Origin of the sequence: Parvibacter caecicola, assembly GCF_003725335.1 — a bacterium.
GTDB lineage: Bacteria > Actinomycetota > Coriobacteriia > Coriobacteriales > Eggerthellaceae > Parvibacter > Parvibacter caecicola.
Window position 1 is genome coordinate 53,360 of the sequence record NZ_QIBY01000006.1, and the last position, 14,427, is coordinate 67,786.

Annotated in this window: 10 protein-coding genes; 2 read left to right on the forward strand and 8 right to left on the reverse strand. The window is 64.7% G+C overall.

Annotated elements, in window-relative coordinates; all coding sequences use genetic code 11:
• Positions 1 to 231: 231 nt before the first annotated feature.
• Positions 232 to 2,589 (forward strand): thiamine pyrophosphate-dependent enzyme, encoded by a 2,358-nt coding sequence (locus DMP11_RS05170; protein ID WP_123185443.1) that lies wholly within the window; start codon positions 232 to 234, stop codon positions 2,587 to 2,589.
• A complete protein-coding gene (locus DMP11_RS05175; RefSeq protein ID WP_123185444.1) occupies positions 2,582 to 3,181 on the forward strand; it encodes a 2-oxoacid:acceptor oxidoreductase family protein in 600 nt (199 codons plus the stop codon). Before DMP11_RS05170 ends, DMP11_RS05175 begins: the two co-directional genes overlap by 8 nt.
• Positions 3,182 to 3,327: 146 nt before the next feature.
• Here DMP11_RS05175 and DMP11_RS05180 read toward each other — a convergent pair whose 3' ends face one another.
• The 8 genes from DMP11_RS05180 to rplI form a co-directional block, all read right to left on the reverse strand.
• Positions 3,328 to 3,873, reverse strand: coding sequence for a prepilin peptidase (locus DMP11_RS05180; RefSeq protein WP_123185445.1), 546 nt, complete (start codon positions 3,871 to 3,873; stop codon positions 3,328 to 3,330).
• A gap of 330 nt (positions 3,874 to 4,203) precedes the next feature.
• Positions 4,204 to 5,667, reverse strand: coding sequence for a radical SAM protein (locus DMP11_RS05185; RefSeq protein ID WP_123185446.1), 1,464 nt, complete (start codon positions 5,665 to 5,667; stop codon positions 4,204 to 4,206).
• A gap of 135 nt (positions 5,668 to 5,802) precedes the next feature.
• Positions 5,803 to 7,095 (reverse strand): phosphoribosylamine--glycine ligase, encoded by a 1,293-nt coding sequence (gene purD / locus DMP11_RS05190; protein WP_123185447.1) that lies wholly within the window; start codon positions 7,093 to 7,095, stop codon positions 5,803 to 5,805.
• Between the two features lies 1 nt (position 7,096).
• Positions 7,097 to 8,413, reverse strand: a complete 1,317-nt coding sequence (locus tag DMP11_RS05195; protein ID WP_123185448.1) for an adenylosuccinate synthase — start codon at positions 8,411 to 8,413, stop codon at positions 7,097 to 7,099.
• A gap of 229 nt (positions 8,414 to 8,642) precedes the next feature.
• The gene (locus DMP11_RS05200; RefSeq protein ID WP_214647054.1) at positions 8,643 to 10,883 is read right to left on the reverse strand and encodes an ATP-binding protein; all 2,241 of its coding nucleotides are present in this window, start codon (positions 10,881 to 10,883) and stop codon (positions 8,643 to 8,645) included.
• On the reverse strand, positions 10,880 to 12,154 hold the full coding sequence (locus DMP11_RS05205; protein ID WP_123185449.1) for a metallophosphoesterase family protein: 1,275 nt from the start codon (positions 12,152 to 12,154) through the stop codon (positions 10,880 to 10,882). Before DMP11_RS05205 ends, DMP11_RS05200 begins: the two co-directional genes overlap by 4 nt.
• A 5-nt stretch (positions 12,155 to 12,159) precedes the next feature.
• Entirely contained in the window at positions 12,160 to 13,602 is a 1,443-nt protein-coding gene (dnaB, locus tag DMP11_RS05210; protein ID WP_123185450.1) for a replicative DNA helicase, read from the reverse strand.
• Positions 13,603 to 13,873: 271 nt separating this feature from the next.
• A complete protein-coding gene (gene rplI, locus DMP11_RS05215; RefSeq protein ID WP_123185451.1) occupies positions 13,874 to 14,416 on the reverse strand; it encodes a 50S ribosomal protein L9 in 543 nt (180 codons plus the stop codon).
• Between the last annotated feature and the right edge of the window lie 11 nt (positions 14,417 to 14,427).

Below are 14,427 nucleotides of genomic sequence, written 5' to 3' on the forward strand. Positions count from 1 at the left end.
GGCAGACCGGCGCCGTCGCTTGTTGCAAGGCGAAGGCAAAGTGGAGCTGGCGCTTAGGCAGAGATAGAATCTCTGCCCTACGATAAGGGCAAGGGACCGCCATGCGGACACACAGGAGCGCACCCAGCGAAGCGGAGGAAAACCCGCCAATGCGGAAGCACGGAGGCGCCAAGAAACGGGCAGGCTTTTGCCTGGTGAAAGAACTGGCAAAAGCCAACGTGAAGGACAGCTATGACAATAAAACTGCTGATGGGAAACGAGGCGTTTGCGTGGGCCGCGCTTGAGGCGGGCGTGAACGTAGTGGCCGGCTATCCGGGCACCCCCTCCTCGGAGCTGGTGGAAACCGTGGCGCGGCTGCACGCCGAAGGAACGGCGCGCGGCGTACACGTGGAATGGTCCACCAACGAGAAGGCGGCCCTGGAAGTAGCTGCCGCGGCCTCGTACTGCGGGGCCCGAGCGCTGTTCACCTGCAAACAGGTGGGCTTGAATGTGGCCAGTGATGCTCTCATGAGCCTGAACTACGTGGGTACCGGCGGCGGCCTCGTGCTGTTCGTGGCCGACGACCCCGGCCCCATTTCCTCCCAAACCGAGCAGGACACCCGTCGCTTCGCCGCCTTCGCCAAAGTGCCGGTGCTCGATCCCTCCACCCCCGAAGAGGGCTACGCCATGATGCGGCAAGCCTTCGAGCTGTCGGAGCGCTACGGCACGCCAGTCATCGTGCGCCCCACCACCCGCATCTGCCACGCCTCCACCTTTTTCGAGCTGCCGGAATTCACCGACGCGCGCCCCATCCCTGAACAGGGTTTCCAGAAGGACCCGAAGTGGATCATCTTCCCCAAGCGCGCCTTCGAAGGCCATGGCGAAGTGAACCGCCGGCTTGCGCGGATTGCCTGGGACTATGCTTTCACGCCAGAATTTGCGCAGTTCAACCATGTGGTCGAGGAGCCGGGAAGCCAGCAGCTCGCGGCGGGCAGCGATGCAAACGCCACATGGGTCGAAGCCGCTGCGCAGAGCGGGCACGGGCATGGCGGGACCGCCATGCCCAGGGGGAAAGTGGCGACCTCAGGCGAAAGCGACGTGCTGGCCGCCGCGGACAGTAACGAAGGGGCTGCCGCCCGGGTGGGCATTGTGGCTGGCGGAGTTTCCGCCCAGTACGCTCGCGAAGCGCTGGCACTGCTGCAGCAATGGGCGGCCGAAGCGGGCGCGGCGCTGCCCCCCTACCGCTTCCTGGCGGTGGGCACCCCCTACCCCTTCCCTGCGGAAACCGGAGCGCGTTTTGCCGAGGGCCTCACCGACGTGTTGGTGCTAGAAGAGCTGGACAGCGTGCTTGAGGAAGAGCTGCTGAAGCTGGCGGGGCAACGGCACCTGCCGCTGCGGGTTTCTGGCAAGCTGACTGGCGAAGCCCCCGACCGTGGCGAGAACTCCACCGAAGTGCTGGCCCAGCGCATCGCCCGCTTCTTCGACCGCACCGCCGCCGCAGATACCGCGCCGAGTGAAGGCGGACGGGCGACCGCAACTGAAGCCTCGGCCATGGCAGGCGGGACCGAGGACCAGGGCGCATCATGCGCCGCCAAGGACGGCGCCGGCAACGCCCCTGCCCCATCCGGCCTCAGCGCGCTGACGGAGCGCAACTTGGCCGCCAGCGCCAGCGCCCCCTACGAGGGGCCGCTGCCGGTGCGACCGCCGGTGCTGTGCGCCGGGTGCCCCCACCGCGGCAGTTTCTTCGCCATAAAAAAGGCGCTGGGCAAAACGCCGGCGGTGTTCTGCGGCGACATTGGCTGCTACACCCTGGGCAACGCAAAGCCGCTGGACGCGGTGGACACCTGCCTGTGCATGGGGGCCGGCATCACCATGGCGCAGGGTTTCGCGGTGGCGCAGCCGGGCATCAAGGCGGTGGCGTTCGTGGGCGATTCCACGTTTTTCGCCAGCGGCATGACCGGCATTGCCAACGCCGCCTACAACGGCCACGACATCACCATCGCCGTGCTGGACAACGCCACCACCGCCATGACCGGCAGCCAGCCGCATCCAGGCACCGGCGTCACCCTTATGGGGCAGCGGCGGAAACCCCTGGTCATCGAAGAGGTGCTGCGGGCGCTGGGGGTGGAATGCATCACATTCGCCAACCCGCACAATCTGGAAGAATCCACTGAGGCGGCGCGGCAGGCCATCGGGTTCAGCGGGCCCTCCGCCATCATCTTCCGTGCCCCCTGCATTCAGCTGAAGCGGCCGGAGGCGCCGGTGGCCATCAACGGCGATGCCTGCACCGGTTGCAAAAAATGCATCCGCGACATCGGATGCCCCGCCATTGGGTTCAACCCGGCGGCCGAGGGCCTGCGCTCGCAGCATCGGGGGCAGGCATTTGTGGACACAGGACTGTGCGATGGCTGCGGCCTGTGCGTGCAGGTATGCCCCTTCGACTCCATTCAAGGGAAGGTGGCCGAGCCTTTGGGGGCGGCCTTGCATGCGGCGCTTGGCGTGCCCATTGCCCCGACGGCTATTCCGTCGGACGGCCCCACTGGCTCCTTCCCACCTGTTATCTTCGAGGGCGAAACCCCCGCCGAAGCCGAGGAGGACATCGATGATTAACCTACTGCTTGCAGGCGTGGGCGGCCAAGGCACCGTGCTGGCCGCAAAGGTTCTGGCGAAGGCGGCCCAGGCGAAGGGCTGGCAGGTACGCACCGCTGAAACCATCGGCATGGCGCAGCGGGGCGGCAGCGTCACCTCCCATGTGCGCATGGGCTCGTGCGGCGAAGAGGTGCTGGCGCCACTGGTAACCAAGGGCACCGCCGATGTGGTGATTGCCTTCGAGCCGGGCGAAGCCGCTCGGGCCCTGCCGTTTTTGGCGCCGGAAGGGGTGCTGGTGAGCGCCACAAGCGCCATCCAGCCGGTAACGGCAGCGTTGGCCGGAACCCCTTACAGCGGCAGCGCGGTAGTAGAACAGCTGGGGCGCAGCCTGGAGGGCAGCGGCGTGTTGTTCGTGCCGGTGGACGACCAGGCACTGGTGCAGGCGGCCGGCAATCGTAAGGCGCTGAATATGATGCTACTGGCGGTAGCGGTGGCGCAAAACCGCATTCCCATCAGCCTGGATGAGCTGAAAGCCGCCGTGGAAGCCTGCGTGAAACCGCAGTTCGTGGCCATGAACCTCACAGCCATCGACCTAGCCGCCGCCAGCTGCTAGCCCAGGGCGTGTCAGGGGGACGTTTGCCGAAAGAGAACTCTCAAGCACGCCTAAATTTGCAAAATCGCCTAAAAATACAGAAACGCAGGTCATCAAAGAAGTATGCGTAATGGGATGAGACATTAGGGCTGTCCCTTTGTCTCATTCTAGAGGTTTGCGGCAAGAAGGAAGGCCATGGATATCCAGGCGCCGGTGGCCAGAGCGGGGGCGAATGCGGCGCTGTGGCTGAGAATCACCTCGTAGGGCTTGCCGGTGAGGGGCACTTTTTGCTTCGCCATGCCCACTATGGCGAACACGACGCAGGCCACCGCCAGCGCGGCCAAGCCGCCAGCTATCCCTAGGAACAGCCCCATGGCCGCCAGCAGCTTGATGTCGCCGCCGCCCATGGCCGCCTTTTTGGTGAAGGCCTCCCAGATGGTGGTGAACACCAGCAGTCCGCCGCCCAAGATAATGGCCCCTAGCACGCCCTCAGCCAGTGACACATTGGTGAGCGGGGCCGCTTCCACTACCGCAAGTAGGAAATCGAAGCCGCCCACTGCAGCCTCCGCCCCCAGGGCGATGCGCCACAGCGCCCACAGCCCCACCAGCAGAAGCACCGAGCGATTGGCTATCTGCAGCGTGCGCACATCGCTTACGGCGATGGCCACCATTACGCACCCGAAGGCGATATATGCCACAACCGTTGTGAACATGCTGTCCTTAAAGGCGCCGTCAACGCCAACGAGGTGTCCGAAAAAGATGCCCGACCCGCACCTTTACCAACATGATACCCAACGCGCACGAATAATCCGCAAAGGTTGCCCATCAGTTGCTTGGGGCAGGGCTGTCAGCCCCATTGGTCGCGATCCAGCCCACTGCCCCAGCGAAGTAGCCGAGGGTTTTTGTGGTGTGCCAGATTGCCGCGAAGCGGTGCCCAAGCGTACTTTGGTACGCGCCGCAGCGCCGATGAACGGCAAGATGGGACGCCACAGAAAGCCTCGGCGGGCGAGCGGTTCCGCTGTTCGCCAGAACAGCGGAACAAGTTACCCGAACAGCAATTCCCGTTCTTCGCCGGTTAGGGCGGCGCGGGCTTGGTCGCGCAGATTGTTCACGCCGATGAAGAATTGGCGCATCATCACCACCATCAGGTAGCGGCCCTTGGCGGTGAGCGTCAGCTCGTACTCGTTGTCGGTGGCGAAGGCTCCGCAGGCGCGCATGAAGGTCATCTCCGCCGGCAGCCCGCGGTCGATGGACACGCCGAAGTCGCGCTCGAAGGCCTTTTTGTCCAACCGCAGCCCAAACAGCTGCATCATGAACCGGTAGCGCATGCGCTCCCGCAGGTTGAAAGTAGTTTTGCCCATCATCGACATGCGGCCGCTCTCTATGGCGGCGTTGTAGTCCTTCACCGAGAAGGTGTTCACGAACAGCGAGCTGCCCAAATAAGTGATGCCGCCCGAGCCGATGGCGGGGTACTCCTCGTAATCCACTACATACTCGTCGATCATCGGTTGGCTGGCCACCGGCGCCTCGGCCACGGGGGCATCGGTCTCCACCAGCGTCACCATCTCAGGCGCGCTGCCCGGCTGCAGCTTCACGTACTCGCGCCGCTGCTCGGCCGGCCGCGTTTGCACGTCGCGGGCCAGCACCGGGCGGCGATTGAAGGTCCAGGCGCTGCCGAAGTTGAACAGGCCCTTCTCCCCTTGCTCTCCCTCAGGACCGGTGTACACGCCCGGCACCTCGTCGGTGAGCAGCGAGGTGATAATCTCGTAGAAGCGCCCCTCGCGCTCGTAGTCCACCTTGCCCACGGTGCGCGCCAGCGACCGCTCCACCGACGGCGAAGCCATCAGCGGGTAGAAGGTGGTTTGGCTGGCGCCCGACTCAATCACCATCTCGATGTCGTGCACCAGCGTGTCTTCCGTCTGCGCCGGGAAGTTGAAAATCATGTCGGCGTTCATGGACACGAAATAGGGGCTGGCCTCGGCAATGCGCTCCAGAATTTCTTGGCCGCAGCCGTACTTGTCGTAACGGTCCATCTGCTTCAGCAGGTTGTCGTCGAAGCTCTGCACCCCCACGGACAACCGCTGCACGCGGCCTTTCAGCTTCTCCAGATAGCTGGGAATCAGGTGGTTGGGGTTGGTTTCGCTGGACACCTCTTTGATGGAGAAGGTGTCGCGGGCCAGGTCGATAGTTTCGCACAGCTCGTCCAGCATGATGGTGGGGGTACCACCGCCGATGTACACGCTGTCGAAGTCGTAGCCCAGTTCCTTTAGCATCATCATCTCTTTGCGCATGTTGGCGAAGTAGGGCCGGGCGCGATCCTCGCTGAAGGGGAAGCGGTTGAAGGAGCAATAGGGGCACAGGCGCTCGCAGAAGGGAACGTGCATGTACAGCATGTAGGGCTGGCCCGGCTTCGGTGCGGGCATGCGCGCGTCGGTGCAGGAGTCCAGCTTCAGGTACTGCTTGGTGGTTTCGCGCACCACCGTTGAAAGCAAACGCTCACTGAGCATGTTTCGTTCCTTTCGTTCAGCCATGCGGCCAAGATTTTCTCTCGACCTGGCCGATAAACCCATCCGGTCATTCGGCAGAGACAGAATCTCTGCCCTACGAAAACATGGGACCGCCCCCGTCCCCTGTCACAGCTTTTACTCCGCGCAGCCCAGGTACTCGGCGGCTTTGCGGCCGATATCGTGACGATACTGCTTGCCCTCGAAGTTAATCAGGTCACAAGCCTCATAGGCCAGGTTGCGGGCCTCTTCGAAAGTTTTGCCGTGAGCCACCACGTTCAGCACACGGCCGCCGGCGGTGAGCAGCTCGCCATCAGCGTTGCGCACGGTGCCCGCATGGAACACCACCACGCCGTCGAGGTCTTCCGCCTCTTCGATTCCCAGAATCACCTTGCCCTTTTCGTAAGAACCGGGATAGCCCTCGCTGGCCAGCACCACGCACACCACCCAGTCGTCGGTCCAGCGCAAATCGATGTCCTCCGGGCGCCCTTCCGCCACCGCCAGCATGATTTGGGCCAGGTCGGACTCCAACTGAGGCAGCACTACCTGGGTTTCCGGATCGCCGAAACGGGCGTTGAATTCCACGATTTTCGGCCCCTCGGGGGTGAGCATGAAGCCGCCGTACAGGGTGCCGCGGTAGTCCAGCCCGAAGGGTTCGCGGGCCGTGGCGGCAGCGGCACGGGCCATGATGTCCTCCATGGCCGCCATCTCCTGCTCCGACACGATGGGCACCGGCGAGTACACGCCCATGCCACCGGTATTGGGGCCGGCATCGCCGTCGAAGGCGCGCTTGTGGTCTTGGGCCGCCACCATGGGGTGCGAAGTGCCGGCGGTCACGAACGACAGCAGCGAGCACTCCGGCCCGGTCATGCACTCCTCTATCACCACGGTGCTGCCGGCCGCGCCGAACGCGCCGGCAAAGCACTCGCGCACCGCCTCTTCGGCGTCTTCCAGCTCTTCGGCCACCACTACGCCTTTGCCGGCGGCCAGGCCGTCGGCCTTGATGACGATGGGAGCCCCTTGCTGGCGCACGTAGGCCAGGGCGTCGGCTTCGTTATCGAACACCGCGTAAGCGGCGGTGGGTATGTTGTTGTCCAGCATGAACTGCTTGGAATAGGCCTTCGACCCCTCCAGCTGGGCGCCGTCGGCGTTGGGGCCAAACACCGGCACGCCGGCTTCCCGCAGCGCATCGGCCACACCGGCCACCAGCGGGGCTTCGGGGCCCACTACCACCAGGCCAATATGGCGCTCCTGCACAAACGCCAGCACCGCGGCGGCGTCCATCATGTCAAGGTCGGGCACGTTCTCGGCAATGTCGCCGGTGCCGCCGTTGCCCGGCGCCACGTACAGCACGTCCACCGAAGGCGACTTCCGCAGCGCCCAGGTTATGGCGTGCTCGCGGCCGCCGCTTCCCAAAACCAGTACGTTCATGCTATTCACCCCAGCCTCGGAAAATGGTCTGATCGCGATCGGGGCCCACGGCAATAATGGAAATGGGCACCCCGGTAATCTCCTCCAGGTACTCCACGTACTTGCGAGCGTTCTCCGGCAGCTGCTCGTACTGGGTGCAGCCGGTGATGTCCACGCCCTTCCAGCCGGGCAGCTCCACGTACACCGGCTTCGCATGGAACAGCACGCTCTGCTGCATGGGGAAGTAGTCGTAGCGTTCGCCGTCGCACTCGTAAGCCACGCACACCTTGATGGTGTCGAAGGCGGAAAGCACGTCCAGCTTGGTAAGGGCCACGTCGGTCAGGCCGTTCACCTCGGCGGCGTAACGGCCAATCACCGCGTCGAACCATCCGCAGCGGCGCTTGCGGCCGGTTGTCACGCCAAACTCGTGGCCCACCGAGCACAGGGTTTCGCCGTCGGCGGCGTCCTGGCCCACGCCCCCTTCTTCGGGGAATTTCAGCTCCGTGGGGAAGGGGCCGCCGCCCACGCGGGTGACGTAAGCCTTCTCGATGCCCAGCACGCGATCCATGGCCTTGGGGCCCACGCCAGTGCCGGTGCACGCGCCGCCGGCGCAGCAAGAAGACGAGGTAACGTAGGGGTAAGTGCCGTGGTCGATGTCCAGCAGCGTGCCCTGCGCCCCCTCGAACAGGATGGACTTCCCTTCGCGACGCGCCTGGTTCAACAGCTGCGCGGTTTCGGCCATAAACGGCTTCAGGATGCGGGCGTAAGGCAGATACTCTTCGCAGATTTCCTCCACCGTGTAGGTGTGCAGCCCGTAAATCTTCTCCAAAATGGGATTCTTCTGGGCCAGCACCGCCTCCAGCTTCATGCGGAACACGCGCTCGTCCATGAGGTCTTGCACGCGGATGCCCTTGCGGCCCATCTTGTCTTGGTAGCAGGGGCCGATGCCGCGCTTGGTGGTGCCAATTTGGTTGCTGCCCAGGCGCTTCTCGTCAGCGCCGTCCAGGTCTTTGTGGTAAGGCATGATCACGTGGGCGTCGCAGCTGATCTTCAGCTTGTCGCAGGAAATGCCCTCCGCCTGCAACATGGCCATTTCCTTCACCAGAACACCGGGGTCCACCACCACGCCGTTGCCGATGACCGGCGTGCAATCGGGGTACATCACCCCCGACGGCATGAGGTGCAGCGCCAATTTCTTGTCGCCGTGGATTACGGTGTGGCCGGCGTTGTTGCCGCCCTGGAAGCGCACCACGAAATCGTAGTCGCGGGCAATGAGGTCGGTGATCTTCCCCTTGCCTTCGTCGCCCCATTGGGCGCCCACCAGAACTGTGCTGGGCATAAAGCCTGTCCTTTCGTTGCGCAGGGCGAAGGCCCCGCTAAAAAGATGCCTCTCACGGATTACGAACGGTCGTCCGAACCCGCCAATTATAGTATAGGAAGCCCCTGTTGCCGGGCTTCTGGGCGGGTCATTTCGCGCAAGGAACACGGGAAGCGCCGGAAGGGCGAACTGGTGCAACGGCCTGCTATTTTCAAGGGCGGCGAACCGCCGCGCTGGCGCCCCTGCCGGCTTACAGGTTCAGTTGGGTGGCGGTGGGGTCGGCGGCTATCAGGGCGTCGGCCACTTCTTGGTGGCAAGTCATCACGATCACCTGACGATGGCGGGCCAGCTCGGCCAGGGCGCGGGCGGCCCCAGCGCGTCGCTTCGCATCAAAATTCACCAGAATGTCGTCCGCCAGCACTGGCACCGATGCCCCCACGTTGTCGGCCACAATCAGCAGCGCGATGCGCATGGCCAGGTACAGCTGCTGGCACGTACCCAGCGAAAGCTGCAGCACGTTGCAGGTTTCCATCAGGCTGTTGGTCACTTGCAGCTCGCCTTCGGGGGTGGGGCTCACGCTCACCCAGCGGCCGTCGGTCATCAGCGCCAGAAAACGGCCGGCCATGCGGTACACCTCCGGCTGGCTCTTCGACTCCCACCGGGTTATGGCCCCCTCCAGCATCCGCCGCGCCAGCAGCAGCCGGGCGAACTCGCGGTTGGAGTCTTTGATGCGGGTTTCCACCTCTTGCAGCTGCAGCTTCAGCTGGTCGAAATCGTGAGCGCGCCGCCCCTGAGCCAGCACTTCTTTCAGCTGCCCGTACTGGGCGTTCAGGGAGTTGGCCGTTTCCTGCAGCCCTTCGCGGTTGGCGGTGCGGCGCGCTAGCTCGTCGCGCATTTCCTCCAGCGGCATGTCCAGCGCCACCTCAGCGCGGCGCCGGTGCTCCGCCGCCTCTTGCGCCAGCTGCTGCTCCCGCTGGCGAAGGTCGGAGATGCGGGCCATCGCCGCTTTGCGCGTTTGCAGGTCAAGCGTCATTTCCGCCCGCACCTGGCGCGCCTCGTCCAAAAGCGCCAGCGCGCCGCTCAGGCTGCCGCCCGCTTCCTCAAGCCCCGCTTCTTCCAGCTGCAGCACCGCTTCTTCCTCATTGGCCCGCTCGTCGGCACGGCACGATTCCAGCTTCTTCTGGTCTTGCACCATCACCCATCGGGCGTCCTCCAGCTTGACGGCGATGTCCACCTGCGGGCCAGGGCGCATGATGAGAATGAAGGCCGCTACGGTCATGATGAGGGCAAATGCTATCAGCGCCACCCCCAACGCCATGAACGAGAAAGCGCGCACCGCGTAACCGCGCATCAGCAGCGCCACGCCGCACACCAAGATGATGGCCAAAAGCGCCACCGGCAGCGCCGCCCGCAGCAGCTTCTGTCGCTCGGCGCGGGAACGGCCCGCCGACTCATCGCCGGCAGAAGCCCCCAACCCCTGGGCTTCCCGCAGGGCATCGTAGGCGGCCTTCGATGCGGAATAATGGTCGCGGGCCAAGTCGGTGGATTGGGCCAGCCGCTGCCGCCGCGACTGCAAGCGCGCCACCGTCTCCCGCAGCTGCCGCTCTTCCGGCGCCGAAAGATGCGCCAGAGTGCTGCCCACCAGCGCTTCCTTTTCCTGGTAAGCACGGGCGGCGGCCGACCGCTCCGCTTCCAACTGGGCCTTTTCCTGGGCGATGGCCTCTTGCTCCTGCTCCACCCGCGCAAGCGCCGCCACCGCCGCCGTAAGGGTGTCGGTCTGCCGGTTCAGCTTTGCCAACCGCTCGGCCAGGCCGTCCCGCTGCGGCTGCAATTCCCGCAGCTGGCGCTCTTGGCCGCACAGTCGCTCCGCCTCTTCGCCCGCCTTCTGCACCTGGGCCCGTAGCTGAGCGCGCTCCTCGGCCAGCCGCACCAACGAATGGGGGCAGCCGGTGCTGCGGGAGGTGTATTCCGCCAGCTGGTCGTTCACCTGGCGAAGGGCCACCGCCGGGCTAGAGCCGGTGCCTGACCCCGCCGTCAGCAGCTTGGCGGTGATGTCGGGGGTGCTGCGCAGCGAGCGCAACTCGTCGCTGTTCAGGGAAAAAATGGTGCGGAAGGTTTCCTTGTCGATGTCGGCCACCAGCGCCGCGTCCCCCTGCAGGCCGTCGCTGTTGCGCTTGCGGGATAACTCCGTCAGCGAAACCTCGTCTTCCGCAGTAGCCTGGCGCGAGGCGAACAGCAGGCTGCCGGCCCGCTCGCCGTCTTCCGGCTTGTAGGTGTTGCGGCGGCCGCGGGCGTCTTCCCAACCAAACAGCACGCCTCCCACGAAAGCGGCAAGAGTGCTTTTGCCTGCCTCGTTGGGGCCGAATACCACGTTGAGCCCTGGGCTAAACGGCCCCACCACCTTGCGGGCCATGGCACCGAATCGAACCAGAGAAGCAAATTTCAGGTAGGGTGCCCTGGCCAGCGCGTCGGGCAAAAGCGGCGTGCTCATCGGCCCTCCTCTGCCACTAGCAGGTCCAGCACCAGGTTTTCCGCCTGCTGGGCCAGCTCATCGATGGAATCGATGGCCTCTCCGGGCATGGGCAGCCCGCAGCGCAGGAATTCCTCCTGCAGATAGGCCACCTGCCCCGCGCGGTCGGCCTGCAAGCTTTCCGACGCGCTCAGCAACGCAGCCGGGAACAGCCCTTCTTCCCGCAGCACGTCCTTTTGGATGGGCAGCACCGTGGCGTCCAGCAGGGCGTCGCAGAAGAAATCGCCGTAAGAATCGTTCAGCTGCAGCCGCAAATCCTCCAGCAGACCGGGGCGCCGCAGCACTTCGTGCAACGGCGTGGTGCCGGTGAGGGTGATGCGGGTGACCATCTGCTCGCAGCAGGCGCGGCCGTTCACAGCGAACAGCCGCCGCATCACGGTTTGCACCACATCGGGCAGGGCGCGGCATTCGGAAATGTCCACCTGCAGCAGCTCCCAGTCCACCTGGGCCGTGGGCACAAATTCCGCCCGGTTCGGGGCGCCCTCTTCCAGCGTTACCAGGAACACGCCCCGCTTTCCGGTTTCGCGGATGTCGCGCCCTTGGATGCAACCGGGAAACACCAGCTTGGGGTCGGTTTCGCTGTCGCGCCAGGGCATGTGGATATGCCCCAGAGCCCAGTAGTCGAAGCCGGCGTGGCGCAGCTCCAGCGGGTTGGCCGGCGCCTTCACCGGGTCCAGGTGCAGCCCGGTGTGCAGCACCCCCACGCCGAAGGGGGCCTGCGCCCCCGCGGGGCCCAGCGCCTCATCGGCGGCGCGGCGGGTAAGGCCCCAGGCAATGTCGTCATCGCCCGACCACACGCGATTGTAGTAGCTGCGGCCGCCCAGCACGCACAGCGGCCGCCCGTCGCGGCGGTACAGCGTGAAGTCGGGTTTTTCGGGGCTGAACAGGTAACTTGACGCCGGCAGTTCACCGAAATCGCGGCGCCAGGCGGTATAAGGGTCGTGGTTGCCAGTGCACAGGTACAGCGGAATGCCCGCCGCATCCAGCCGCCGACAGCCCTCGAAGAAGCGAGCGTAATCGGCATAGGAAGCGCGGGCCTGGTCGAAAATGTCGCCGGCAATGATCACGAAGTCCACCGCCCGCTCCACCGCCAGGTCAATCACCTGGTTGTAGGCCTGGCCGATGGCCTCCGCCAGTCGGTCGGCCCATTGGGGGGAAAGCCCGCGCAGCCCGCGGAAAGGCGCCCCCAGATGGAGGTCGGCCGCGTGCAGGAATGTCAGCTTTTCCGCCACTGCCCCTAGAACCCGCGCGGGTTGGATTCGTCGTAGAAGTCCATGAACTTGGTGAACTCCGCCTGGAATGCCAGCGGAATATCGCGGGTGGCGCCATTGCGGTGCTTTGCCACAATCAGCATGGCCTGCCCCAAATCGGGACGGTCGGCGTCTTCCGCCTCGGTTTCGTCCATCGAGCGGTCGATGAACATAACGATGTCGGCGTCCTGTTCGATAGAGCCGGATTCGCGCAGGTCGGAAAGCTGCGGCCGCTTCTTGCCGCGCATCTCCACCGCACGGGACAGCTGCGAAAGGGCAATCACCGGCATGTCCATTTCCTTGGCCAGCACCTTCAGGCCACGGGAAATCTCGCCCACTTCCACGGCGCGGTTGCCGTCGCGGCGGGCGGCGGGCGGCTGCATCAGCTGCAGGTAGTCAACGATGATCAGACCCTTCTTCTCTCCCACGGCGTGGCGCAGCTCGCGGCGCGCCTTCGCCCGCGCTTCCAAAATGGAAAGGCCGGGGCTGTCGTCGATGAACAAATCCAGCTGCGACAAGATGCCCGACGCATCGGCCAGGGCGGCCCAGTCGGATTCCTGGATGCTGCCGGCGCGGATTTTCGACAGGCTGAGGCACGCCTCCGAGCACAGCATCCTCTGCACCAGCTGGGCGGCGCTCATTTCCAACGAGAAGAAGGCCACCGACGTGCCCGCTTTCGCCGCGTTCACCGCCAGGTTCAGGGCAAACGAGGTTTTGCCCACGCCGGGGCGAGCCGCCAGGATTACCAGGTCGCCGCCGCGCAGGCCGTGGATCAGCTGATCCACATCGCGAAACCCGGTGGGCACGCCGGCGATAGCGCCGCGCTGGGCCGACAGCACCGTCAGCTCTTCGTACACGTCGTTGATGAGGGAGTCCATCTTCACGAACGACGAGCTCACGCGCTTCTCGGTTACGTTGAACAGGGTTTTCTCCGCCTCTTCCACCACCGAGTTCAAATCGTCGGGGGCATCGTAGGCCAGGGCGTTGATTTCGGCGGCGGCGAACACCAGCTCGCGCAGGATGGCGTTGCGCTTCACGATTTCGGTGTGGCGCTGCCAGTTGTTCAGGGCGTAAGTGTCCATGGTAAGCCCGATGAGGTAATCGGCGCCGCCCACGGAATCCAGCTGGTTCTTCGACTTCAGGGTGTCCGCCAGCACCAACGGGTCTACGGGAATGCGCCGCAGCGTGAGGTCCACGATGGACTCGAAGATGATGCGGTGCGCCGGCCGGAAGAAGTTTTCGGGCTTCAGCTTCAGCACCACTTCCTCGGTGGCCTCGCTGTTCAGCATGCATGCGGCCAGCACCGCCTCTTCCGCTTCCACATTCTGAGGCAGCTGCACCTGCTTGGCCGGGTCTAGGTAAGCCGCGCGCGAACCGTCGCCGCGCGAACCGCCATCGCGTCGCCCCTGCCCATTGCCATTGTTTGCCATGAAACACTCCCGAATCGCACTCATGTTCCCTCTGTTTGGAACCCAACATTTTAGCGCACCCCGGCCCACCCCGATGGCCGCCGACGCCAACTCCAGAAAAAGCCATCAGCTGGCGAACGCGCACCGCGGCAACTCCGCAAGGCCGTCTGCCGCCGCGGATAAAAAAAGCCCCTCGGAGCCTGCTGTTGCAACCATCGGTCGCAAGCAGCACTTCTCCAAGGGGCTTCGCAGCTCAAAGGCTTATCGGCCTGAACGCGCAGAAGCTAGCAGGCTAGTCCTCCACAACCTCCACGTCCACTACCTCTTCGGCAGGGGTTTCGGCGTCGGCGATGGCCTCTTCCACGGCTTCCTCGGCCTCGGCGGTCTCGGGATCGTCACCGATGACCACGGTAACGGTGCCCTTGATGTCGCGGTAGATGGAAACCACCACTTCGTGCACACCGGCGGTCTTGATGGGCTTGTTCAGCTCGACGCGGCGCTTGTCCACCTCGATGCCCAGGGTAGCGTTGATGGCGTCAGCCACCATGGTGGAGGTAACCGAGCCGAACAGCTGGCCCTCTTCGCCAATCTGAGCCTCCACGGGAATGCGGGCGGCATCCAGCTGAGCCTTCAGGGCCTGGGCGTCGGCGATGCGGGTTTCCTCGCGCTTGGCAATGTTCTTGCGCTTGGCTTCCAGCTGCTTGATGTTGCCCGGGGTGGCCTTGATGGCGTAGCCCTCGGTGAGCAGGAAGTTGTTGGCGAAGCCAGGGGCCACATCGATGATGTCGCCTTCACCGCCCTTGCCACGAAGCTCTTTCAGAAGAATAACTTTCATACCGGCACCTC